15 protein-coding genes are annotated in these 15,921 nt (G+C 59.8%); 8 read left to right on the forward strand and 7 right to left on the reverse strand.

The window, feature by feature from the left end; translation table 11 throughout:
* Positions 1 to 6: 6 nt before the first annotated feature.
* From B9Z48_RS09000 to B9Z48_RS09020, 5 genes are all read right to left on the reverse strand, one after another.
* Positions 7 to 2,304 (reverse strand): xanthine dehydrogenase family protein molybdopterin-binding subunit, encoded by a 2,298-nt coding sequence (locus B9Z48_RS09000; protein WP_108377884.1) that lies wholly within the window; start codon positions 2,302 to 2,304, stop codon positions 7 to 9.
* Positions 2,301 to 2,786, reverse strand: a complete 486-nt coding sequence (locus B9Z48_RS09005) for a (2Fe-2S)-binding protein (protein ID WP_108377885.1) — start codon at positions 2,784 to 2,786, stop codon at positions 2,301 to 2,303. The genes B9Z48_RS09000 and B9Z48_RS09005 overlap by 4 nt, the downstream gene beginning before the upstream one ends.
* 3 nt (positions 2,787 to 2,789) lie before the next feature.
* A complete protein-coding gene (locus B9Z48_RS09010; RefSeq protein ID WP_108377886.1) occupies positions 2,790 to 3,758 on the reverse strand; it encodes a tripartite tricarboxylate transporter substrate binding protein in 969 nt (322 codons plus the stop codon).
* A 64-nt stretch (positions 3,759 to 3,822) separates the two neighbouring features.
* Positions 3,823 to 4,797 carry a tripartite tricarboxylate transporter substrate binding protein gene (locus B9Z48_RS09015; RefSeq protein WP_108377887.1) on the reverse strand — a complete coding sequence of 325 codons (975 nt, stop codon included), beginning with the start codon at positions 4,795 to 4,797 and terminating at the stop codon, positions 3,823 to 3,825.
* 55 nt (positions 4,798 to 4,852) lie between these two features.
* Positions 4,853 to 5,725, reverse strand: coding sequence for a fumarylacetoacetate hydrolase family protein (locus tag B9Z48_RS09020; RefSeq protein WP_108377888.1), 873 nt, complete (start codon positions 5,723 to 5,725; stop codon positions 4,853 to 4,855).
* Positions 5,726 to 6,017: 292 nt separating this feature from the next.
* Here B9Z48_RS09020 and B9Z48_RS09025 point away from each other — a divergent pair, with 292 nt between their 5' ends.
* Positions 6,018 to 6,704 carry a FadR/GntR family transcriptional regulator gene (locus B9Z48_RS09025; RefSeq protein WP_228769275.1) on the forward strand — a complete coding sequence of 229 codons (687 nt, stop codon included), beginning with the start codon at positions 6,018 to 6,020 and terminating at the stop codon, positions 6,702 to 6,704.
* A 45-nt stretch (positions 6,705 to 6,749) separates the two neighbouring features.
* On the opposite strand, the gene B9Z48_RS09030 is transcribed toward B9Z48_RS09025, so the two are convergent.
* Positions 6,750 to 7,364, reverse strand: a complete 615-nt coding sequence (locus B9Z48_RS09030; RefSeq protein ID WP_089959352.1) for a glutathione S-transferase family protein — start codon at positions 7,362 to 7,364, stop codon at positions 6,750 to 6,752.
* A gap of 125 nt (positions 7,365 to 7,489) precedes the next feature.
* On the opposite strand from B9Z48_RS09030, the gene purB reads away from it, so the two are divergent.
* A complete protein-coding gene (gene purB / locus B9Z48_RS09035) occupies positions 7,490 to 8,890 on the forward strand; it encodes an adenylosuccinate lyase (protein ID WP_108377958.1) in 1,401 nt (466 codons plus the stop codon).
* A 109-nt stretch (positions 8,891 to 8,999) separates the two neighbouring features.
* Positions 9,000 to 9,560, forward strand: a complete 561-nt coding sequence (locus tag B9Z48_RS09040) for a YaeQ family protein (protein WP_089959358.1) — start codon at positions 9,000 to 9,002, stop codon at positions 9,558 to 9,560.
* A gap of 71 nt (positions 9,561 to 9,631) precedes the next feature.
* Here the strand turns inward: B9Z48_RS09040 and argC are convergent, their stop codons facing one another.
* Complete coding sequence (gene argC, locus B9Z48_RS09045; protein WP_108377889.1) at positions 9,632 to 10,555, reverse strand: N-acetyl-gamma-glutamyl-phosphate reductase; 924 nt, start codon at positions 10,553 to 10,555, stop codon at positions 9,632 to 9,634.
* A gap of 190 nt (positions 10,556 to 10,745) precedes the next feature.
* Between argC and sucC the strand changes: the two genes are divergently transcribed.
* From sucC to B9Z48_RS09070, 5 genes are all read left to right on the forward strand, one after another.
* On the forward strand, positions 10,746 to 11,906 hold the full coding sequence (sucC, locus tag B9Z48_RS09050; protein WP_108377890.1) for an ADP-forming succinate--CoA ligase subunit beta: 1,161 nt from the start codon (positions 10,746 to 10,748) through the stop codon (positions 11,904 to 11,906).
* A 53-nt stretch (positions 11,907 to 11,959) separates the two neighbouring features.
* Entirely contained in the window at positions 11,960 to 12,856 is an 897-nt protein-coding gene (sucD, locus tag B9Z48_RS09055) for a succinate--CoA ligase subunit alpha (RefSeq protein WP_089959371.1), read from the forward strand.
* Positions 12,857 to 13,003: 147 nt separating this feature from the next.
* Positions 13,004 to 13,714, forward strand: a complete 711-nt coding sequence (locus B9Z48_RS09060) for a TerC family protein (protein WP_089959573.1) — start codon at positions 13,004 to 13,006, stop codon at positions 13,712 to 13,714.
* Between the two features lie 143 nt (positions 13,715 to 13,857).
* On the forward strand, positions 13,858 to 14,340 hold the full coding sequence (locus B9Z48_RS09065) for a pilin (RefSeq protein WP_089959375.1): 483 nt from the start codon (positions 13,858 to 13,860) through the stop codon (positions 14,338 to 14,340).
* A 48-nt stretch (positions 14,341 to 14,388) separates the two neighbouring features.
* On the forward strand, positions 14,389 to 15,885 hold the full coding sequence (locus B9Z48_RS09070) for a PglL family O-oligosaccharyltransferase (protein ID WP_108377891.1): 1,497 nt from the start codon (positions 14,389 to 14,391) through the stop codon (positions 15,883 to 15,885).
* Positions 15,886 to 15,921: the final 36 nt, after the last annotated feature.

The following is a 15,921-nucleotide window of genomic DNA, read 5'->3' on the forward strand; positions in this document are numbered from 1 at the left end:
GTTCTCTCAGTTGAAGGATGGGTTGAAGGGGGCGCGTGCTTCATCGGAGTCGATGGCACGCATCAAGTTTTCAGGGGTGAAGGGCATGTTGCGCACACGCAGGCCAATGGCATCAAAAATGGCGTTGGCGATGGCCGCGCAGGTGGGTCCGGCGCTGCATTCGCCTGCGCCCAAGGAGGCATGGTCTGCGCCGGGCATCAAGTGAACGGACACCTTGGGCATGTCGCTGAATTTCAAGATGGGGTAGTTGGCCCAGTCGTTCGAGGTGATGCCTTGTGGGCTCAGTTGCGCCGCCTCGCACAGCGCCCAACTGGCCGCTTGCAGGGCACCGCCTTCGAGCTGGTTGATGGTCCCGTCGGCGTCCACCACATGCCCCACATCGGCGGCCATCCAGAGTTGGTGGAGTTTGACTTTGTCGGCCACCACCAACTCCACCACCACCGCGCAAAACGCCCCGGTGTTTTTGTAACGCGCATAGGCCAAGCCTCGGCCCCAGCCTTCGGGCCGGTCGGGTGATGGCTGGGGGGAAAGACCGCTGGAGCCTGGCAGGGGCCAGCCGGCCATGTCGGCCACTTGTTGCAGCACCGCCCTGGCCCGCGCGTGCTGCTCGCCCTGCAGGTGTGCCAAACGGTAGGTCAGGGGGTCTTGCGACAGGCCATGGGCCAACTCGTCCATCACCGACTCGGCGGCCAGCACATTGACCGGTGCCCCCAAGGCCCGCATGGCCGAGACGCGAAAGGGCATGTTCAGCACGCGGTGGTTGATGACTTTGAGCGAGGGAACGTTGTAAGGCGTTTGGGCGTTGCGCTCAGACCCGCCACCCACCGCCATCGCGGCATTGACCGCCAGCGTGATGGGGGCGGGGTGGGCGGTTTGCCAGGCCCCCAGCAAGGCCGGTGTTTGGCCTCGGCCGGGCCGAGTGCCATGGCCTTGGCCCCACACGGTTTGGGTCCATTCGAGCAACTGCCCTTCTGGGGTCACCGCCGCGTCAATGCGCACCGCCATGGCCGGGGCCAAGGGGGCGTGGCCCAATTCGGCTTGCCGCGTCCATTGCACCCGCACAGGGCGGCCGGGCACCTGCCGGGCCAGCCATGCGGCATCCCAGGCCACGTCGTCAGCGCCGTTGTGCCCATAGCAACCGGCCCCCTCAACGTGCGAGACCTGCACCTGCGTGGCGGGCACATCAAAGGCCAGCGCCAAGTCGCGCCGCAGGTTGTAAATGCCTTGGCTGTGGCTCCAGACCTCCAAATGGGGGGCAGACGGATGACCGGTCCATTGCGCCAAAGCGCAGCACAGGCCAATCGACGCGTGCTGCACAAACGGCCTTTGAAATTCGGCACTGATGTGCTGCTGAACAGTGCCTTGTGTGGGGGCCGAGGTATCGGCCACCACCGTCGTGTCCAATGGCTGCTTTTTGAGCCAGTGGGGCAAATCCAGCGGGTCGGGCACTTGCACGGCGCAACGCCAAAACTGCCCCTGCTCGGCACCGGCTTCGATGTGCTGGGCCATTTCACCCAAGACCCGTTCGGTCTCGGTCAACACGCCCAACAACACACCGTCACGCACCACCTGCAACACGCCGGACATGGCCATCAGGCGCGTGGTCAAAGCCTGCATGTCGTGCTCGATCACTTCAGCGCTCAGGGTGCCGGGGCGAAACACCATGCCGTGGCACATGGGGTGCGACACGCCCGGCATGACGCGGTCGTGGATGTACTCAAACTCGCCAAACACTTTGGCCGCCACATCGGGGCGCAAGACGGTGGGGTTGGGTTCGGCTGCCCGGGGATGGCGGTCCAGCGCGGCATGTGTGGCTTGTGCGTGAGCCGGCTCAATCACGCTGTCCCACATTGCAGCATGGGACAGCGTTGCATAAGACGCTTGCAGCGCTGCATGGCTCAGGTCATTGGCAAGGTCATTGGCCAGGTGAGCCGGTGCGTGAAACTGCCCGCCTTCGCAGCGCACGTCTTGCAGCGTCACCCCCAAGCCTGCCAGGCGCTCGGCCATGGCCTGCCTGCAGGCTTCGCGCCAATGCGCGGCTGCGCAGCGCAGTGCGCTGCCCGAGTGCTGCACCGACAAGCTGCCCGAGGTCACGGCTTCATCGGGGCTGAACAAGGTGCTGGCGGGCACCATGTCAATCTGCTCGGCGGGCCATCGCAACTCTTCGGCCACGATCAAGCGCAGTGCGTGCGAGATGCCTTGACCCAAATCGACCTTGCCCGAAAACGCCTGCACCCGCCCCTCTGGCGTAAAGCCCAACCAGTGGCGCAGCAGCGGCTGGGCTTTGAGCGACTCGGGCGTCATGGCGTGGCCAGCCGTGCGGCGGCTTTTTCAATGGCCCGCACCACCCGGTTGTGTGCACCGCAGCGGCACAAATGCCCGTCGATGGCCTGCACAATGTCTTGTCGTGAGGGTTGGGGCTGGCGTTGCAGCAAGGCGGCGGCTGACATCAAAATGCCGCTGGTGCAAAAGCCGCATTGCATGGCCTGCTCTTCAATGAAGGCGGTTTGCAGGGCGTGCGGGGCAGACCGTTGCCCCAAGCCTTCCAAGGTGGTCACGCTTTTGCCTTCGATGGCCCACACGGGCGTCTCGCAAGCGGCCACAGCATGGCCGTCCAGCATGACACGACAAGCACCGCACTGCCCTTGCCCACAGCCCATGCGCGTGGCTTTGAGCTGCAAGGTGTTGCGCAAAAGGTCCAGCAGGCTTTGCCCGCTTTGGCTGGGCACGGACACAGGGTGTCCGTTCAGCTGAAAAGTGACTTCTTGGGTCACGACTTGCGTCATGGCTCAGTCCGGCTTGGCGCCCGAGACCTTGACGATGTTGGCCCACTTGGCGATGTCGGCGTTGAGGTACTGTTCAAACTCGGGCACGTTCATCGACATGGGCACGGCACCTTGTTTGGCCCAGGCAGCCTTCACATCCGGGTTGTTCACGATCTTGCGCACTTCCGCATTGAGCTTGTTCACCACCTCGGCAGGGGTGCCTTTGGGTGCCATCAGGCCCAGCCAAATGGTGGCTTCAAACTTGGGCACGGTTTCGGCCACGGTGGGCAGGTCTTGCAAGTTGGCCGAGCGGGCCAGGCCCGTGCCCGCCAAGGCACGCACCTTGTTGTCGCGTGACATGGCAGCCATGGTGGTTTCCGCGTCAAACATCACGTCCACTTGCCCGCCCACGATGTCGGTGCGTGCGCCCGAGCTGCCTTTGTAGGGCACATGCGTCATGTCGATGCCGGCCATGAATTTGAACAATTCACCAGCCATGTGGTAGGGCGTGCCGTTGCCCGATGAGGCGTAGTTCAGTTTGCCGGGCTTGAATTTGGCCAGCGCCACCAGTTCGCCCACGGTCTTGACAGGCACGGAGGGGTGCACCACCAGCAGCAGGTTGGAATAGTTGACGGGTGCGATGCCCACAAAGTCTTTCATCAGGCCAAAGGGTTTGGTCGGAATCAAGGACTCGTTCACGGTGTGCGTGTTCGACATCATGAGCAAGGTGTAGCCGTCTGCAGGTGATTTGGCCACCAGATCGGTGCCGATGATGGAGCCCGCGCCCGGCTTGTTGTCGATGACAAAAGACTGCTTGAGCTCTTCGCCCAAGCGCTGCGCCATGAAACGGGCGTAGTTGTCGGCAGGCCCGCCTGCGGCAAAAGGCACCACGATTTTCACGGGGCGGTTCGGGTAACTTTGGGCTTGGGCCAGGCCCGAAGCCAAGGCCAGCGTCAAAGCGGTGAATTTCAGGGTGCGGCTCAAGTTCAGCATGTTGTGTCTCCGAGGGGGTGAAAGGTGGGGCGGTGGGCAGGCACAGGGCCGGGTGGTCCCAGGATCAATCGACTTTGCCGATCCGGGTGACGAGGGCGCTCATGGCTTTGGCATCGTTTTGCACAAAACGCTCAAAGTCAGGGGCGTCTTGGTACATGAACGAGGTGCCTGAGGCCGTTAAGGCCGCCACCGCGCGGGGGTCTTGTGCGGCGAATTTGGCCGCTTGACGCAAGCTGTCGACCACGGCAGCCGGTGTGTCGGCTGGCACAAACATGCCCGACCATTGCGAGTACTGAATCGGCACGCCCAGCTCTTTGAAGCTGGGCACTTCGGGCATGCTGGCCAAGCGGCCATCACCCCAATGCGCCAAGGCACGCAAGCGGCCCGAAGCGATGTGTTGCTTCACGCTGGCGGGGCCGGTGGACAAAGCTTCGATTTGACCGCTGAGCAAAGACAAGACCGCAGGTCCCGCGCCGGTGTAGGGCACATGCAGCATGAAGGTCGAGGTGGCGGCTTTGAGTTGCTCCATGGGCACATGCATGGTGCCGTAGTTGCCAGACGAGCCAAACGATATTTTTCCGGGGTTGGACTTCACGTAGGCCATGAATTCGGCATACGTTTTCCAGGGGCTTTCAGAGCGCACCACCAGCACGGTGGGGTCGGCGGTGAATCGCGCGATGGCTTTGAGTTGATTGACCTGAAACATCGGGGGGCGCTGCAAGATCTTGTCGGCCTCGGGCAAGACGACCAGCGATGACAGGGACATCAAGACGGTGTAGCCATCGGCCTTGGACTTGGCCACTTGGGCCATGCCAATGCCCCCGCCCGCACCGCCCTTGTTTTCGACCACGATGCTTTGCTTGAGGTGACGCGACATGGCTTCGGCCACTGGGCGTCCCACCGTGTCGGCCACACCGCCCGGCGGGAAGGGCACCACCATCGTGATGGGTTTGGTGGGAAAGCTTTGTGCACCAGCGCTCATGCCGGCGCAAACCAAAGCAGCGCTCAAGACGATCCGGATCCACGGACGATTTTTCATGACTTGTCTCCTCTTGTGGGGCAGGTCAGGGCTGCACCCTGCCTGTTTTGGTGGCTTAAACGAAGCGGTTTTCGATTTGGCCGACGCCATCGATCACGACGCGGATCACATCGCCTTTGGCGATGTAGCGGGGCGGGTTCAGGCCCATGCCCACACCGGCAGGCGTGCCGGTGGCGATGATGTCGCCAGGGTAGAGCGTGATGCCGCGCGAAATGGTTTCGATCAGCGTGGGGATGTCGAAAATCATGTTCTCGGTCGGGCCGTCCTGGCGCAACTCGCCGTTGACCCAGCAGCGCACGCGGGTTTTGCGCCCGTCGATTTCGTCGGCGGTGACGATCCACGGACCCATGGGGCAAAAGGTGTCAAAGGACTTGCCCATGTCCCACTGTTGGTGGCGCATCTGCACGTCACGCGCCGTCACATCGTTGACCACGGTGTAGCCAAACACATGCTGCATCGCATCGGCCTGGCTGATGTTCTTGCCGCCTTGGCCAATGATCACGGCCAGCTCGGCTTCGTAATCGATTTGCTCAGACACTGCCGCGCCGGGCAGTTGCACATCGTCGGTCGGGCCGACCACGCACTCGGGCACTTTGGTGAACACAATGGGCCAGGCCTTGGTGTCGGTGTTGCTGTCCTTGAAGACCGAGGCCTGCAGTTCTTTGGCGTGGGCATGGTAGTTGCGGCCCACGCACCACACGTTGCGGCGCGGCACAGGCAGGGGGGATTCGAGTTTGACCGAGGACACGGCCAGCGCATCACCGCTCAAAGCGGGCAAAGGCTGACCGGCCACCAAGGCGTCGATCAGCACCTGCGCACCGTGATGGGCTTGGGTGTCAGACAGCACGAAAGGCGTGACTTGCAGGCCGTCGGCCGAGACCTGACCGACGTGGCGTTTTCCGTTGAATGCAAAAGTGGCGATGCGCAAAATATTCTCCAGGGGACCGGACGATTGAGTGCCGGGAGTCAATGAAATGGGTGGAAGGGTTCAACCAATCTGGACCATCATAAAGAAAATTACCGGTCAGTCATGATAAAAACCGGGTCATCTTCATCAGGGTTTTTACGGGGTTTGTCCATTTCATGGCCAAAAATGAAGCCGTATCGTTGTTTTTTCTGGGGTTCAGGTCACTTCAAGTGGGCAGTTGGGTGTTTTTGCGCCGTTCCCAATCGGGATGTCAATTGGTATGATTTGGTTTTTTATGGCCCATGAGATTGCCGTGGATTCTTCTTTCCTCTTTCGTGTCACTTTGTTGGATCAGCTGCACAGTGGCCGCTGGCAAGTGGGAGAACGTTTGCCCGCCGAACGTGAGTGGTGCGAGCAACACCAGATCAGCCGAAGCACGGTGCGCAAGGTGCTGGCCGAGTTGAAGGACCAAGGCTTGATTGTGCAAACAGTGGGCAGCGGCACCTTTGTCACCGACAAAGCGGGGCGGGCCAATGTTCCTCACAAGTCCAGTGGTGTGGGCACCCCGGACGCTGTTTGGCAAACCAGCCCTGCAGAACTCATGGAGGCCCGCATGGCCCTGGAGCCTGCGATCATCGAGATGGTCATTGGCAACGCCACACCCGCCGATTTTGAGCAAATGGCCCAATGTTGTGACCGCGCCGAAGCGGCCACCAGCGTCGAGGAATTTGAGGTGTGGGATGGCCTGTTTCACGAGGTCATCGCGCGTTCTGCGCACAACGACTTTGTGGCCCGGCTGTTCAAGTTGATGAACCAGGCCCGTGCCCAAGGCGAGTGGGGCATGCTGAAAAAACGCAGCCTCACCCCGGAACGACGCTTGGCTTACCAGTCAGAGCACCGCGCCTTGCTGCAAGCGCTCAAGGCACGCGACCCGGTCTTGGCCAAAACCTTGGCCACCACACATTTGGTTCATGTGCGGCGCAACTTGTTGAATTACTGAAACGCCATGAGCGCTGCCCCATGGCGGTGGCTTCAGGGCTTGGCCTCAGTGGGGCAAGCTGTCGATGAAACTTTGGCGCTGTGACAGTTTGTCGTAGAGTTTGTGCAAATTGGGGTAAGGCGTGCGCCAGTCAATTTGCGGAAAACGAAAATCCAGATAGCCCACGGCGCAACCCACGGCAATGTCGGACAAGCTCAGGTGAATGCCAGAACAAAAGGGCTTGTCGCCCAAACCGGTGCTCATGGCCCGCAAGGCGTGCTGGATCTTGTCCAATTGCCGGTCAATCCAGGCTTGGCTGCGTTCGCTGTCTTCGCGTCCCGTCCAGACCGCTTCCATGCGGGCCAACAAGGCCGCATCGAGCAAGCCATCGCCCAGCGCTTCCCAAGTTTTGACTTCTGCGCGTTCGCGTCCGGCAGAAGGGATCAACTTGCCCACGGGTGACAAAGTGTCCAGGTACTCCACGATCACCCGCGAATCAAACACGGCTTCGCCCCCCTCCATGATCAGGCAGGGCACTTTGCCCAAGGGGTTGGATTGGTGGATGGTGGTTTGAGCCGACCACACATCTTCGGTCACATGTTGGTAGTCCAGCTTTTTCTCGGCCATGACGATGCGTACCTTGCGAACATAAGGACTTGTAACAGAGCCGATGAGTTTCATATCAAAAAGGATAAAGGACCAAAAAAACAGAACTTGGATTCTAGGGGATGAGTGGCTTCGTTGTATGTCGCCTTCCCCAATTGGGTGGATCGAGGGGCGCAATGGCTGGGAATTACAATCACCTGATGAATTTCACCCCTATTTCTGCCTTGTCGCCGCTGGATGGCCGTTACGCCAGCAAACTCAATGCCTTGCGCCCACTCATGAGTGAGCAAGGCTATATGCACCGTCGGGTGCAGGTCGAAATTGCTTGGTTCATTGCCTTGTCTGATGCCGGTTTTTCTGAGTTCAAGCCATTGACCCCCGGTGCACGCAGTTATTTGACGGGTTTGGTCAAAAACTTCAGCGAAACGGACGCCGTGGCCATCAAAGAATTCGAAAAGACCACCAACCATGACGTGAAGGCCGTCGAGTACTGGATCAAGTCCAAGTTCAAGGACCGCCCGGAACTTGAAAAATCTTCTGAATTCGTGCACTTTGCCTGCACCAGTGAAGACATCAACAACACCAGCCACGCCCTGCAACTCAAAGGCGCTCGCGCCCAAGTGATCTTGCCTGGCCTGGACGGCCTGATTGCCAAACTGCGTGAGATGGCGCACACCTTTGCCGAAGTGCCCATGCTCAGCCGCACGCATGGCCAAACCGCCAGCCCCACCACCGTGGGCAAGGAAATGGCCAACGTGGTCATGCGCCTGAAGGGCTGCCGCGACAAAATCGCGGCTGTCCAGCTCATGGGCAAGATGAACGGTGCCGTGGGCAACTACAACGCGCACCTGTCGGCCTGGCCCGACTTTGACTGGGAAGCCTTCGCCCGCCAAGTGGTCGAGACGCCCGAATTGAGCGAAACCCAAAGCAGCCAATGGGGCCTGGGCCTGGCGTTTCAGCCCTACAGCATCCAGATCGAGCCGCACGACTACATGGCCGAGTTGTTCGACGCTGTGGCCCGCACCAACACCATCTTGATCGACCTGTCGCGCGACATCTGGGGTTATGTGAGCCTGGGCTACTTTAAGCAACGCCTCAAGGCCGGTGAAATTGGTTCTTCCACCATGCCGCACAAGGTCAACCCGATTGACTTTGAAAACGCAGAAGGCAACCTGGGTCTGGCCAACGCCGTGCTCAAGCACCTGAGCGAGAAGCTGCCGATCAGCCGCTGGCAGCGCGACCTGACCGATTCGACCGTGCTGCGCAACATGGGCGTGGGCCTGGGCTACACCGCACTGGCCTATGCCTCGCTCATGACGGGCCTGAACAAACTCGAATTGAACGAAGAGGCGCTGGCCGCCGACCTGGATGCGGCCTGGGAGGTGCTGGCTGAACCCATTCAGACTGTGATGCGTCGTTATGGCGTGCAGGGTGCTTATGAAAAGCTCAAGGAAGTCACGCGCGGCAAAACGGTCAGCGCCGGAGACCTGCACGGCTTGATTCAGGGTTTGGAGATCCCGCAAGCCGACAAGGACCGCTTGCTGGCCATGACACCGGGCAGCTATGTGGGCAAGGCCGCCGAGTTGGCACGCCGGGTCTGACTTTTTCGGCATATTCCTGTGGGAGCGGCGCCCTCGCCGCCAAGGTTTTCCACGGCAGTTTGCACAGCATTGATCGCGGCGAGGGCGCCGCTCCCACACAGCAAACTGCATGGCCCTCAAATCCACCATCTACAAAGCGAACCTGTCGATCGCCGACATCGACCACAGCTATTACGAAGACCACCAGCTCACGCTGGCGCGGCATCCCAGCGAAACCGACGAGCGCATGATGATCCGCCTGCTGGCGCTGGCCATCAACGCTTACAAGCTGCAAGCCGTGTGCAATGGTGATGGCAAGCTGGCCTTTGGTGCAGGCCTGTCCGACCCGGATGACCCGGACTGCAGCCTGCGCGACTTCACGGGCCAAACACGCATGTGGATCGAAGTCGGCCAGCCCGAAGACAAGCCCATCATGAAAGCCTGTCAGAAGGCCGACGAGGTGTTGTTGTATTGCTTCAACCACGCGGCCGAAATTTGGTGGAAAGGCATCGAGACCAAGCTCACCCGTTTGGACAAACTGCAAGTCTGGCGTGTGCCCACTGAGCGTTCACAAGAGCTGGCCCAACTGGCCGAACGCAGCATGCAGCTTCAGGCCACGGTGCAAGAAGGCAGCGTGACCTTCAGCAGCGACAAGGGCAGCGTGCACATTGAGCTGAGCCGCTGGAAGTGAACAAGACTTGGCCCCGCTGAAGGGGCCAAATCAGCCATGGCCTTGGCAGCCATGGACAAAGCGCAAGCTGTTTACAAGCCCAGCATCAATTCGATGTTTTGCACCGCTGCGCCGCTGGCACCTTTGCCCAGATTGTCCAGGCGGGCAATCACCACGGCGTGGCGGGCGTCTTCGTTGGCAAACACCCGAATTTCCAGCTGATTGGTGTTGTTCAGCGCCGTGGCGTCGAGCTTGGCGTCTTCCGTGGCAGGCAGCACGCTGACCCAAGCGCCTGTGGTTTGGCTGGCGGCGTAATGGGCATGCAAAGCCTCGTGCAAATCAGCGCCTGTCGGTTGGCCGGGCAAGGCGTCCAGATGCAGTGGCAACTGCACCAACATGCCTTGACGGAAGTTGCCCACGGCAGGCACAAACAAGGGGCGGCAGGTCAAGCCGGTGTAACGCATGATCTCGGGAATGTGCTTGTGCTTGAGGCCCAAAGCGTAGGCTTCATGCAAAGGGGCCCGGCCGGCTTCGAAGTCTTCGATCATGGTGCGGCCACCACCGGAGTAACCACTCACTGAAGGCAAACACACCGCAAAGTCTGGGGGCACCAGGCCTGCATCGACCAAAGGCCGCAAGATGGCAATGGCACCAGTGGCGTAGCAACCTGGGTTGGACACGCGTTGCGCCTCGCGCACGGCGCTGGCTTGCTGGGCCGACAGTTCGGGAAATCCGTAGACCCAGTCCGGGTGGCAGCGGTAGGCCGTGGAGGCGTCCACAATTTTGGGTTGACGTCCTGGCAAGGCATCGATCATGGCGACCGATTCCTTTGATGCTTCGTCGTGCAAACACAGCACCACCAGGTCGGCGGCAGCCATCAGCTCCCGCTTGGCTTCGGGATCTTTGCGGCGGGCGGGGTCAATGCTCAAGACCTCGATTTGAGGCATGAGCGCCAGATGCTCGCGGATTTGCAAACCAGTGGTGCCGGCTTCGCCATCGATGAATATTTTGGCCATGGGACTTGCTTTCACAAAAATTCAAACTCTCAACGTCATGTCAATGTAAGACGCGAGGCTCAGGATTGGTGCATTGCAGCATGATACAGTCGCACGCTGCAGTGTCCAGAGCCTGCTGACGCGCCCGGCCAAAATTCGGGCTGCCTGGCAGACCGGTCGAAAATTACCACCCCCTCTGAGAGAAGACCTCATGAAGATTCACGAGTACCAAGGCAAGGAAATCTTGCGTCAATTCGGTGTGCCAGTACCCCGCGGCATTCCAGCATTCACCGTTCAAGAAGCGGTCGAAGCCGCTCAAAAACTCGGCGGCCCCGTGTGGGTGGTCAAGGCCCAGATCCACGCTGGTGGCCGTGGCAAGGGCGGCGGCGTCAAAGTGGCCAAGACCATTGACGACGTGAAACGCATCTCTGGCGAGATCCTGGGCATGCAGCTCAAGACGCATCAAACTGGCCCCGAAGGCCAAAAAGTCCGACGCCTCTACATCGAAGACGGCGCTGACATCAACAAAGAATATTATGTGTCTGTGGTCACCGACCGCGCCACCCAAAAGATCGCTTTCATCGCATCCAGCGAAGGCGGCATGGACATCGAGGAAGTGGCCCACTCCACCCCCGAAAAGATCATCACCGAGTTCATCGATCCTCTGACCGGTCTGGGCGACGAGCAAGCCAAGAAGATCTCTGACGCCATCGGCATGCCAGCCGACTCCACTGCCCAAGCTGTGGACATCTTCAAGAAGCTGTACCAGTGCTACATGGAAACCGACGCTTCGTTGGTGGAAATCAACCCCCTGAACCGCGACAGCAAGGGCAACGTGATGGCTTTGGACGCGAAGTTCAACTTCGACGCCAACGCCCTCTTCCGTCACCCCGAGATCGTGGCTTTCCGCGATCTGGACGAAGAAGATCCTGCCGAAGTGGAAGCTTCCAAGTTCGACCTGGCTTACATCAGCCTGGACGGCAACATCGGTTGCTTGGTCAACGGCGCTGGCCTGGCCATGGCCACCATGGACACCATCAAGTTGTTCGGCGGCGAGCCTGCCAACTTCTTGGACGTGGGCGGCGGCGCGACAGCCGAGAAAGTCACTGAAGCCTTCAAGATCATGCTGGCCAACAAGAATGTCAAAGGCATTTTGGTCAACATCTTCGGCGGCATCATGAAGTGCGACACCATCGCCACTGGCGTGATCACCGCTTGCAAGGCCGTGAACCTGTCCGTGCCATTGGTCGTGCGCATGAAGGGCACCAACGACGAGCTGGGCAAGAAGATGCTGGCCGAATCCGGTCTGCCCATCATCTCTGCCGACACCATGGCCGAAGCCGCGACAGCCATCGTCGCAGCCGTTAAGTAATGACTTTGCAGGACGGTTCGATCAGCGCCGTCCGCAACTGATTAGGAAAAAACATGTCCATCTACATCAACAAAGACACCAAAGTCATCACCCAAGGCATCACCGGCAAGACCGGTCAGTTCCACACTGAGAAGTGCCAGGAATACGCGAACGGCAAAAACTGCTTCGTCGCGGGCGTGAACCCCAAGAAGGCCGGCGAGTCCATCTTCAACATCCCAATTTACGCCTCGGTCAAAGAAGCTGCTCAAAACACGGGCGCGACCGTGTCCGTGATCTACGTGCCCCCAGCCGGTGCAGCCGCTGCCATTTGGGAAGCCGTTGAAGCCGACTTGGACTTGGCCATCTGTATCACCGAAGGCATTCCCGTCCGCGACATGCTCGAAGTGCGTAACAAGATGAAGGCCAAGGAAGCCGCTGGTGGCAAGCGCACCCTGCTGCTCGGCCCCAACTGCCCCGGTCTCATCACCCCTGACGAAATCAAGATCGGCATCATGCCCGGTCACATCCACCGCAAAGGCCGCATTGGCGTGGTGTCCCGTTCGGGCACTTTGACCTATGAAGCCGTGGCGATGTTGACCGAAGTGGGCCTGGGCCAGTCCAGCGCCGTCGGTATCGGTGGCGACCCGATCAACGGTTTGAAGCACATCGACGTGATGAAGGCTTTCAACGACGATCCCGACACCGACGCCGTCATCATGATCGGTGAAATCGGCGGTCCAGACGAAGCCGAAGCCGCTCAGTGGTGCAAGGCCAACATGAAAAAGCCCGTGGTCGGCTTCATCGCCGGTGTGACTGCCCCTCCCGGCAAGCGCATGGGCCACGCTGGTGCTCTGATCTCTGGCGGTGCCGATACGGCCGATGCCAAGCTGGCCATCATGGAAGAGTGTGGCTTCATCGTCACACGCAACCCGTCTGAACTGGGCAAACTGCTCAAAGCTCAGCTGAAGTAATCAGCGCATTCGCGCAGGCGACAAGACCCAGCTCCTCAAGGGGCTGTGGTTTGCCACAATAGAATAGCCGGGTTTTCCGAGGGAAAATCCGGCTTTCTTTTTGCAAATCGAATATTAGTGCCCGCCTTGCCGGGTGAAAGGAACACTGTGGAAGAATTTCTGACCCCTACCTTTTGGTTTGCCGTCGGGCAGATCATCATGATCGACATTCTGCTGGGTGGCGACAACGCTGTGGTGATCGCGCTGGCTTGCCGCCAATTGCCAGATCACCAGCGCACCAAAGGCATCATGTGGGGTACAGCCGGTGCCATCGTGCTGCGCGTGATCCTGATCTTTTTTGCGCTCACCTTGCTGGCCATTCCTTTCCTCAAGTTTGTGGGGGCACTCTTGCTCATCTGGATTGGTGTGAAACTGCTCACCCCCGATGAAGAAGACGACCACAGCAACATCCAGGGCAGCGACAAGCTCTGGGGCGCGGTCAAAACCGTGATCATTGCCGACTTGGTCATGAGCGTGGACAACGTGATCGCCATCGCCGGTGCCGCTCAGACTTCGGGCAACGCCGACCACCAGATGCCTTTGGTCATCTTTGGCTTGCTGGTCAGCATCCCGATCATTGTCTGGGGCAGCCAGTTGGTGCTCAAGTTGATGGACCGTTTCCCGATCATCATCACCGCTGGCGGTATGCTGCTGGGCTGGATTGCCGGCACCATGATCCAGACCGATCCCGGCCTGGTGGCTTACCTGCCGCAAGACAAATCCTGGGGTTACGGCTTGGGCATTGCTGGCGCTTTGCTGGTGTTGGCTTTGGGCAAATTCATCATGGCCCGCCGCGCAGCCCCGAACAACGCGGCTTAAACCTGATGCGCCTGTGCAGCCCCAAGTCGTTTGGCGACTTGGGGCTGTTGTTCGTTGGTGACTTCAAAATACCCATCACCCACACTGGAGTTTGAGGGGGGGATGATTTACCATGGTTGTTCATTCACCAGGGAGCAAATGCCATGCAAAAAAGGCAACAGGGTTTGACATTGATCGAGCTGATGATCGTGATTGCGATCATTGGTATCTTGGGGGCCTTGGCCCTGCCGGCCTATCAGGACTACACCATTCGGGCCAAGGTTTCTGAAATGCTGCTGGCGGCCAATGGCTGCAAGACCTCGGTCAGCGAAGCGATCAGCTCGGCCTCTGAGGCCAATGTGGCGGCCAGTCTGCCCAAAGTTTGCGAAACCCAGACCAGCAAATACGTCACCAGCATCGCGGCCGATGCCAATGGTGTGATCACGGTGGTGGGCAACCACGAGGCCTTGCGGGGCAACACCAGCGCATCGGCCAACAGCATCAGCTTGACCCCTTTGCAAACCGGTGACACCGCCATCAATGGCAGCACCGACGGTGGCAAACCCATCGCCAGCTGGCGTTGTGGTCCTGCAAGCAGCAACGGCTTGCCGGTCAAGTACCTGCCCGCCTCGTGCAAGGCCTCTTGAATCCTGAATTCACGATGACAGCGCCCGAGCCTTGCCGGGCGTCGTCTCATGCGTCAGCCCATGTCATTGGCTGAGCCCCATCACCCACTGCACAACACGCCCCCGCACTGGGGCGTACTGCTTGTCTTGGTTTTGCCTTGGGTGCAGCCTTATGCGCCAGGCCCTGTCTCCAATGTCATGCCTTGGCTGATCAGTTGGGCGTGTCTGGCTTTGGCCGCGTTCGGCTGGCGACAGGTCACCGTTTCTGCGGTGTTTCACAGCTGGGCCATCGCGGCCTTGATCAGCAGCGTCATCGGTTTGATCCAGTATTTTGGCAAAGCCGAGGCGTTTTGGCCGCTGGTGCATGTGCCAGATTATTTGGGCGATGCTGTTGGCAACCTGCGCCAGCGCAACCAGCTGGCCACGTTGCTCAGCATGGGCTTGCTGGCCGTTTTGTGGTGGCGTCTTCATGGCTTGACATCCGTGCAAGCTTGGATCATGACGGCCGTGCTGTGCACCGCACTGGCCGCCACGTCCTCGCGCACGGGTTTGCTGCAATTGGTGGGCATCACCCTTTGGATGGCCCTGCAATGGCGACAAGCCCGCATGCGCCAGCTGCTGCGCTTGTGCGTTTTTGCGTTGGGCGTCTACACACTGGCCGCTTGGGTGTTGCCATGGAGCCTGCAACACATGACGGGGCAAGCCACATTCAACGCCATGGTCCGCATGACCACGGATGACGGGTGCGGCAGTCGCAAAGTGCTTTGGTCCAATGTGTTGCATTTGCTGGCCCAAAAACCACTGAGTGGTTGGGGCTGGGATGCGCTGCGCCATGCCCACTACATCACCGATTATGGTGACACCCGCTTTTGCGCTGTCATGGGCAATGCCCACAATTTGCCGCTGCACTTGGCCGTTGTCTGGGGAATACCTGCTGCTGCAGCGCTGATGCTGGCCCTCATGGCGGCTGTCTGGATGGCCAGACCTTGGCAAGCGCAGGGGGCTGATCGCTGCATGGGGTGGGGTGTTTTGGGCGTGATCGCTGTGCACAGCGCTCTTGAATACCCGCTGTGGTACGGACCCTTTCAGATCGCCCTTGTTTTGTGCCTGTGGGTCATGGGGGGGCAAATCTGGTGGAGCATGCGGGCATCCAACAGCCTGAAAAGCGCTGCCTTGCTTGTTTTGTCTGCCCTGGCATGCCTGGCCTATGACTACCAGCAGGTGCGCCAAATTTATCTGCCACCTGCACAGCGCTGGGCAGTTTGGCGAGACAAGCCCCTTGAGGTGGCTCAGCGAAGCTGGTTTTTTGAAACAGCGGCTCTTTTTGCCGAGCTCACCACCACCCGCGTCACCCCAGACAACGCTCGCTGGGTGCTGGAGGCGAGCCAAGAGCTGCTGCTGAGCACGCCCGACCCTCGGGTGGTCTTGCAACTGATCGAAGCCGCTCAATTGCTGGATGAAGACGATGTACGGGCCTTTCATCTGGCCCGATTGCAACAGGTCTACCCCGAAGATCACGCTCGCTGGGTGGATCGGCAAGCCAAAACTCAAAAAAGCAAGCGTTAAGTTCCTTTTGGTCGGTCAATATGTAGTTATGATGTT

The organism is Limnohabitans sp. WS1 (assembly GCF_003063265.1).
GTDB lineage: Bacteria > Pseudomonadota > Gammaproteobacteria > Burkholderiales > Burkholderiaceae_C > Limnohabitans_A.

Coding starts and splice junctions, on each gene's coding strand:
- B9Z48_RS09000 (WP_108377884.1), bottom strand. CDS start 2,304: ATGACGCCCGAGTCGCTCAAAGCCCAGCCGCTGCTGCGCCACTGGTTG.
- B9Z48_RS09005 (WP_108377885.1), bottom strand. CDS start 2,786: ATGACGCAAGTCGTGACCCAAGAAGTCACTTTTCAGCTGAACGGACAC.
- B9Z48_RS09010 (WP_108377886.1), bottom strand. CDS start 3,758: ATGCTGAACTTGAGCCGCACCCTGAAATTCACCGCTTTGACGCTGGCC.
- B9Z48_RS09015 (WP_108377887.1), bottom strand. CDS start 4,797: ATGAAAAATCGTCCGTGGATCCGGATCGTCTTGAGCGCTGCTTTGGTT.
- B9Z48_RS09030 (WP_089959352.1), bottom strand. CDS start 7,364: ATGAAACTCATCGGCTCTGTTACAAGTCCTTATGTTCGCAAGGTACGC.
- purB (WP_108377958.1), top strand. CDS start 7,490: ATGAATTTCACCCCTATTTCTGCCTTGTCGCCGCTGGATGGCCGTTAC.
- B9Z48_RS09040 (WP_089959358.1), top strand. CDS start 9,000: ATGGCCCTCAAATCCACCATCTACAAAGCGAACCTGTCGATCGCCGAC.
- argC (WP_108377889.1), bottom strand. CDS start 10,555: ATGGCCAAAATATTCATCGATGGCGAAGCCGGCACCACTGGTTTGCAA.
- sucC (WP_108377890.1), top strand. CDS start 10,746: ATGAAGATTCACGAGTACCAAGGCAAGGAAATCTTGCGTCAATTCGGT.
- sucD (WP_089959371.1), top strand. CDS start 11,960: ATGTCCATCTACATCAACAAAGACACCAAAGTCATCACCCAAGGCATC.
- B9Z48_RS09065 (WP_089959375.1), top strand. CDS start 13,858: ATGCAAAAAAGGCAACAGGGTTTGACATTGATCGAGCTGATGATCGTG.
- B9Z48_RS09070 (WP_108377891.1), top strand. CDS start 14,389: ATGCGTCAGCCCATGTCATTGGCTGAGCCCCATCACCCACTGCACAAC.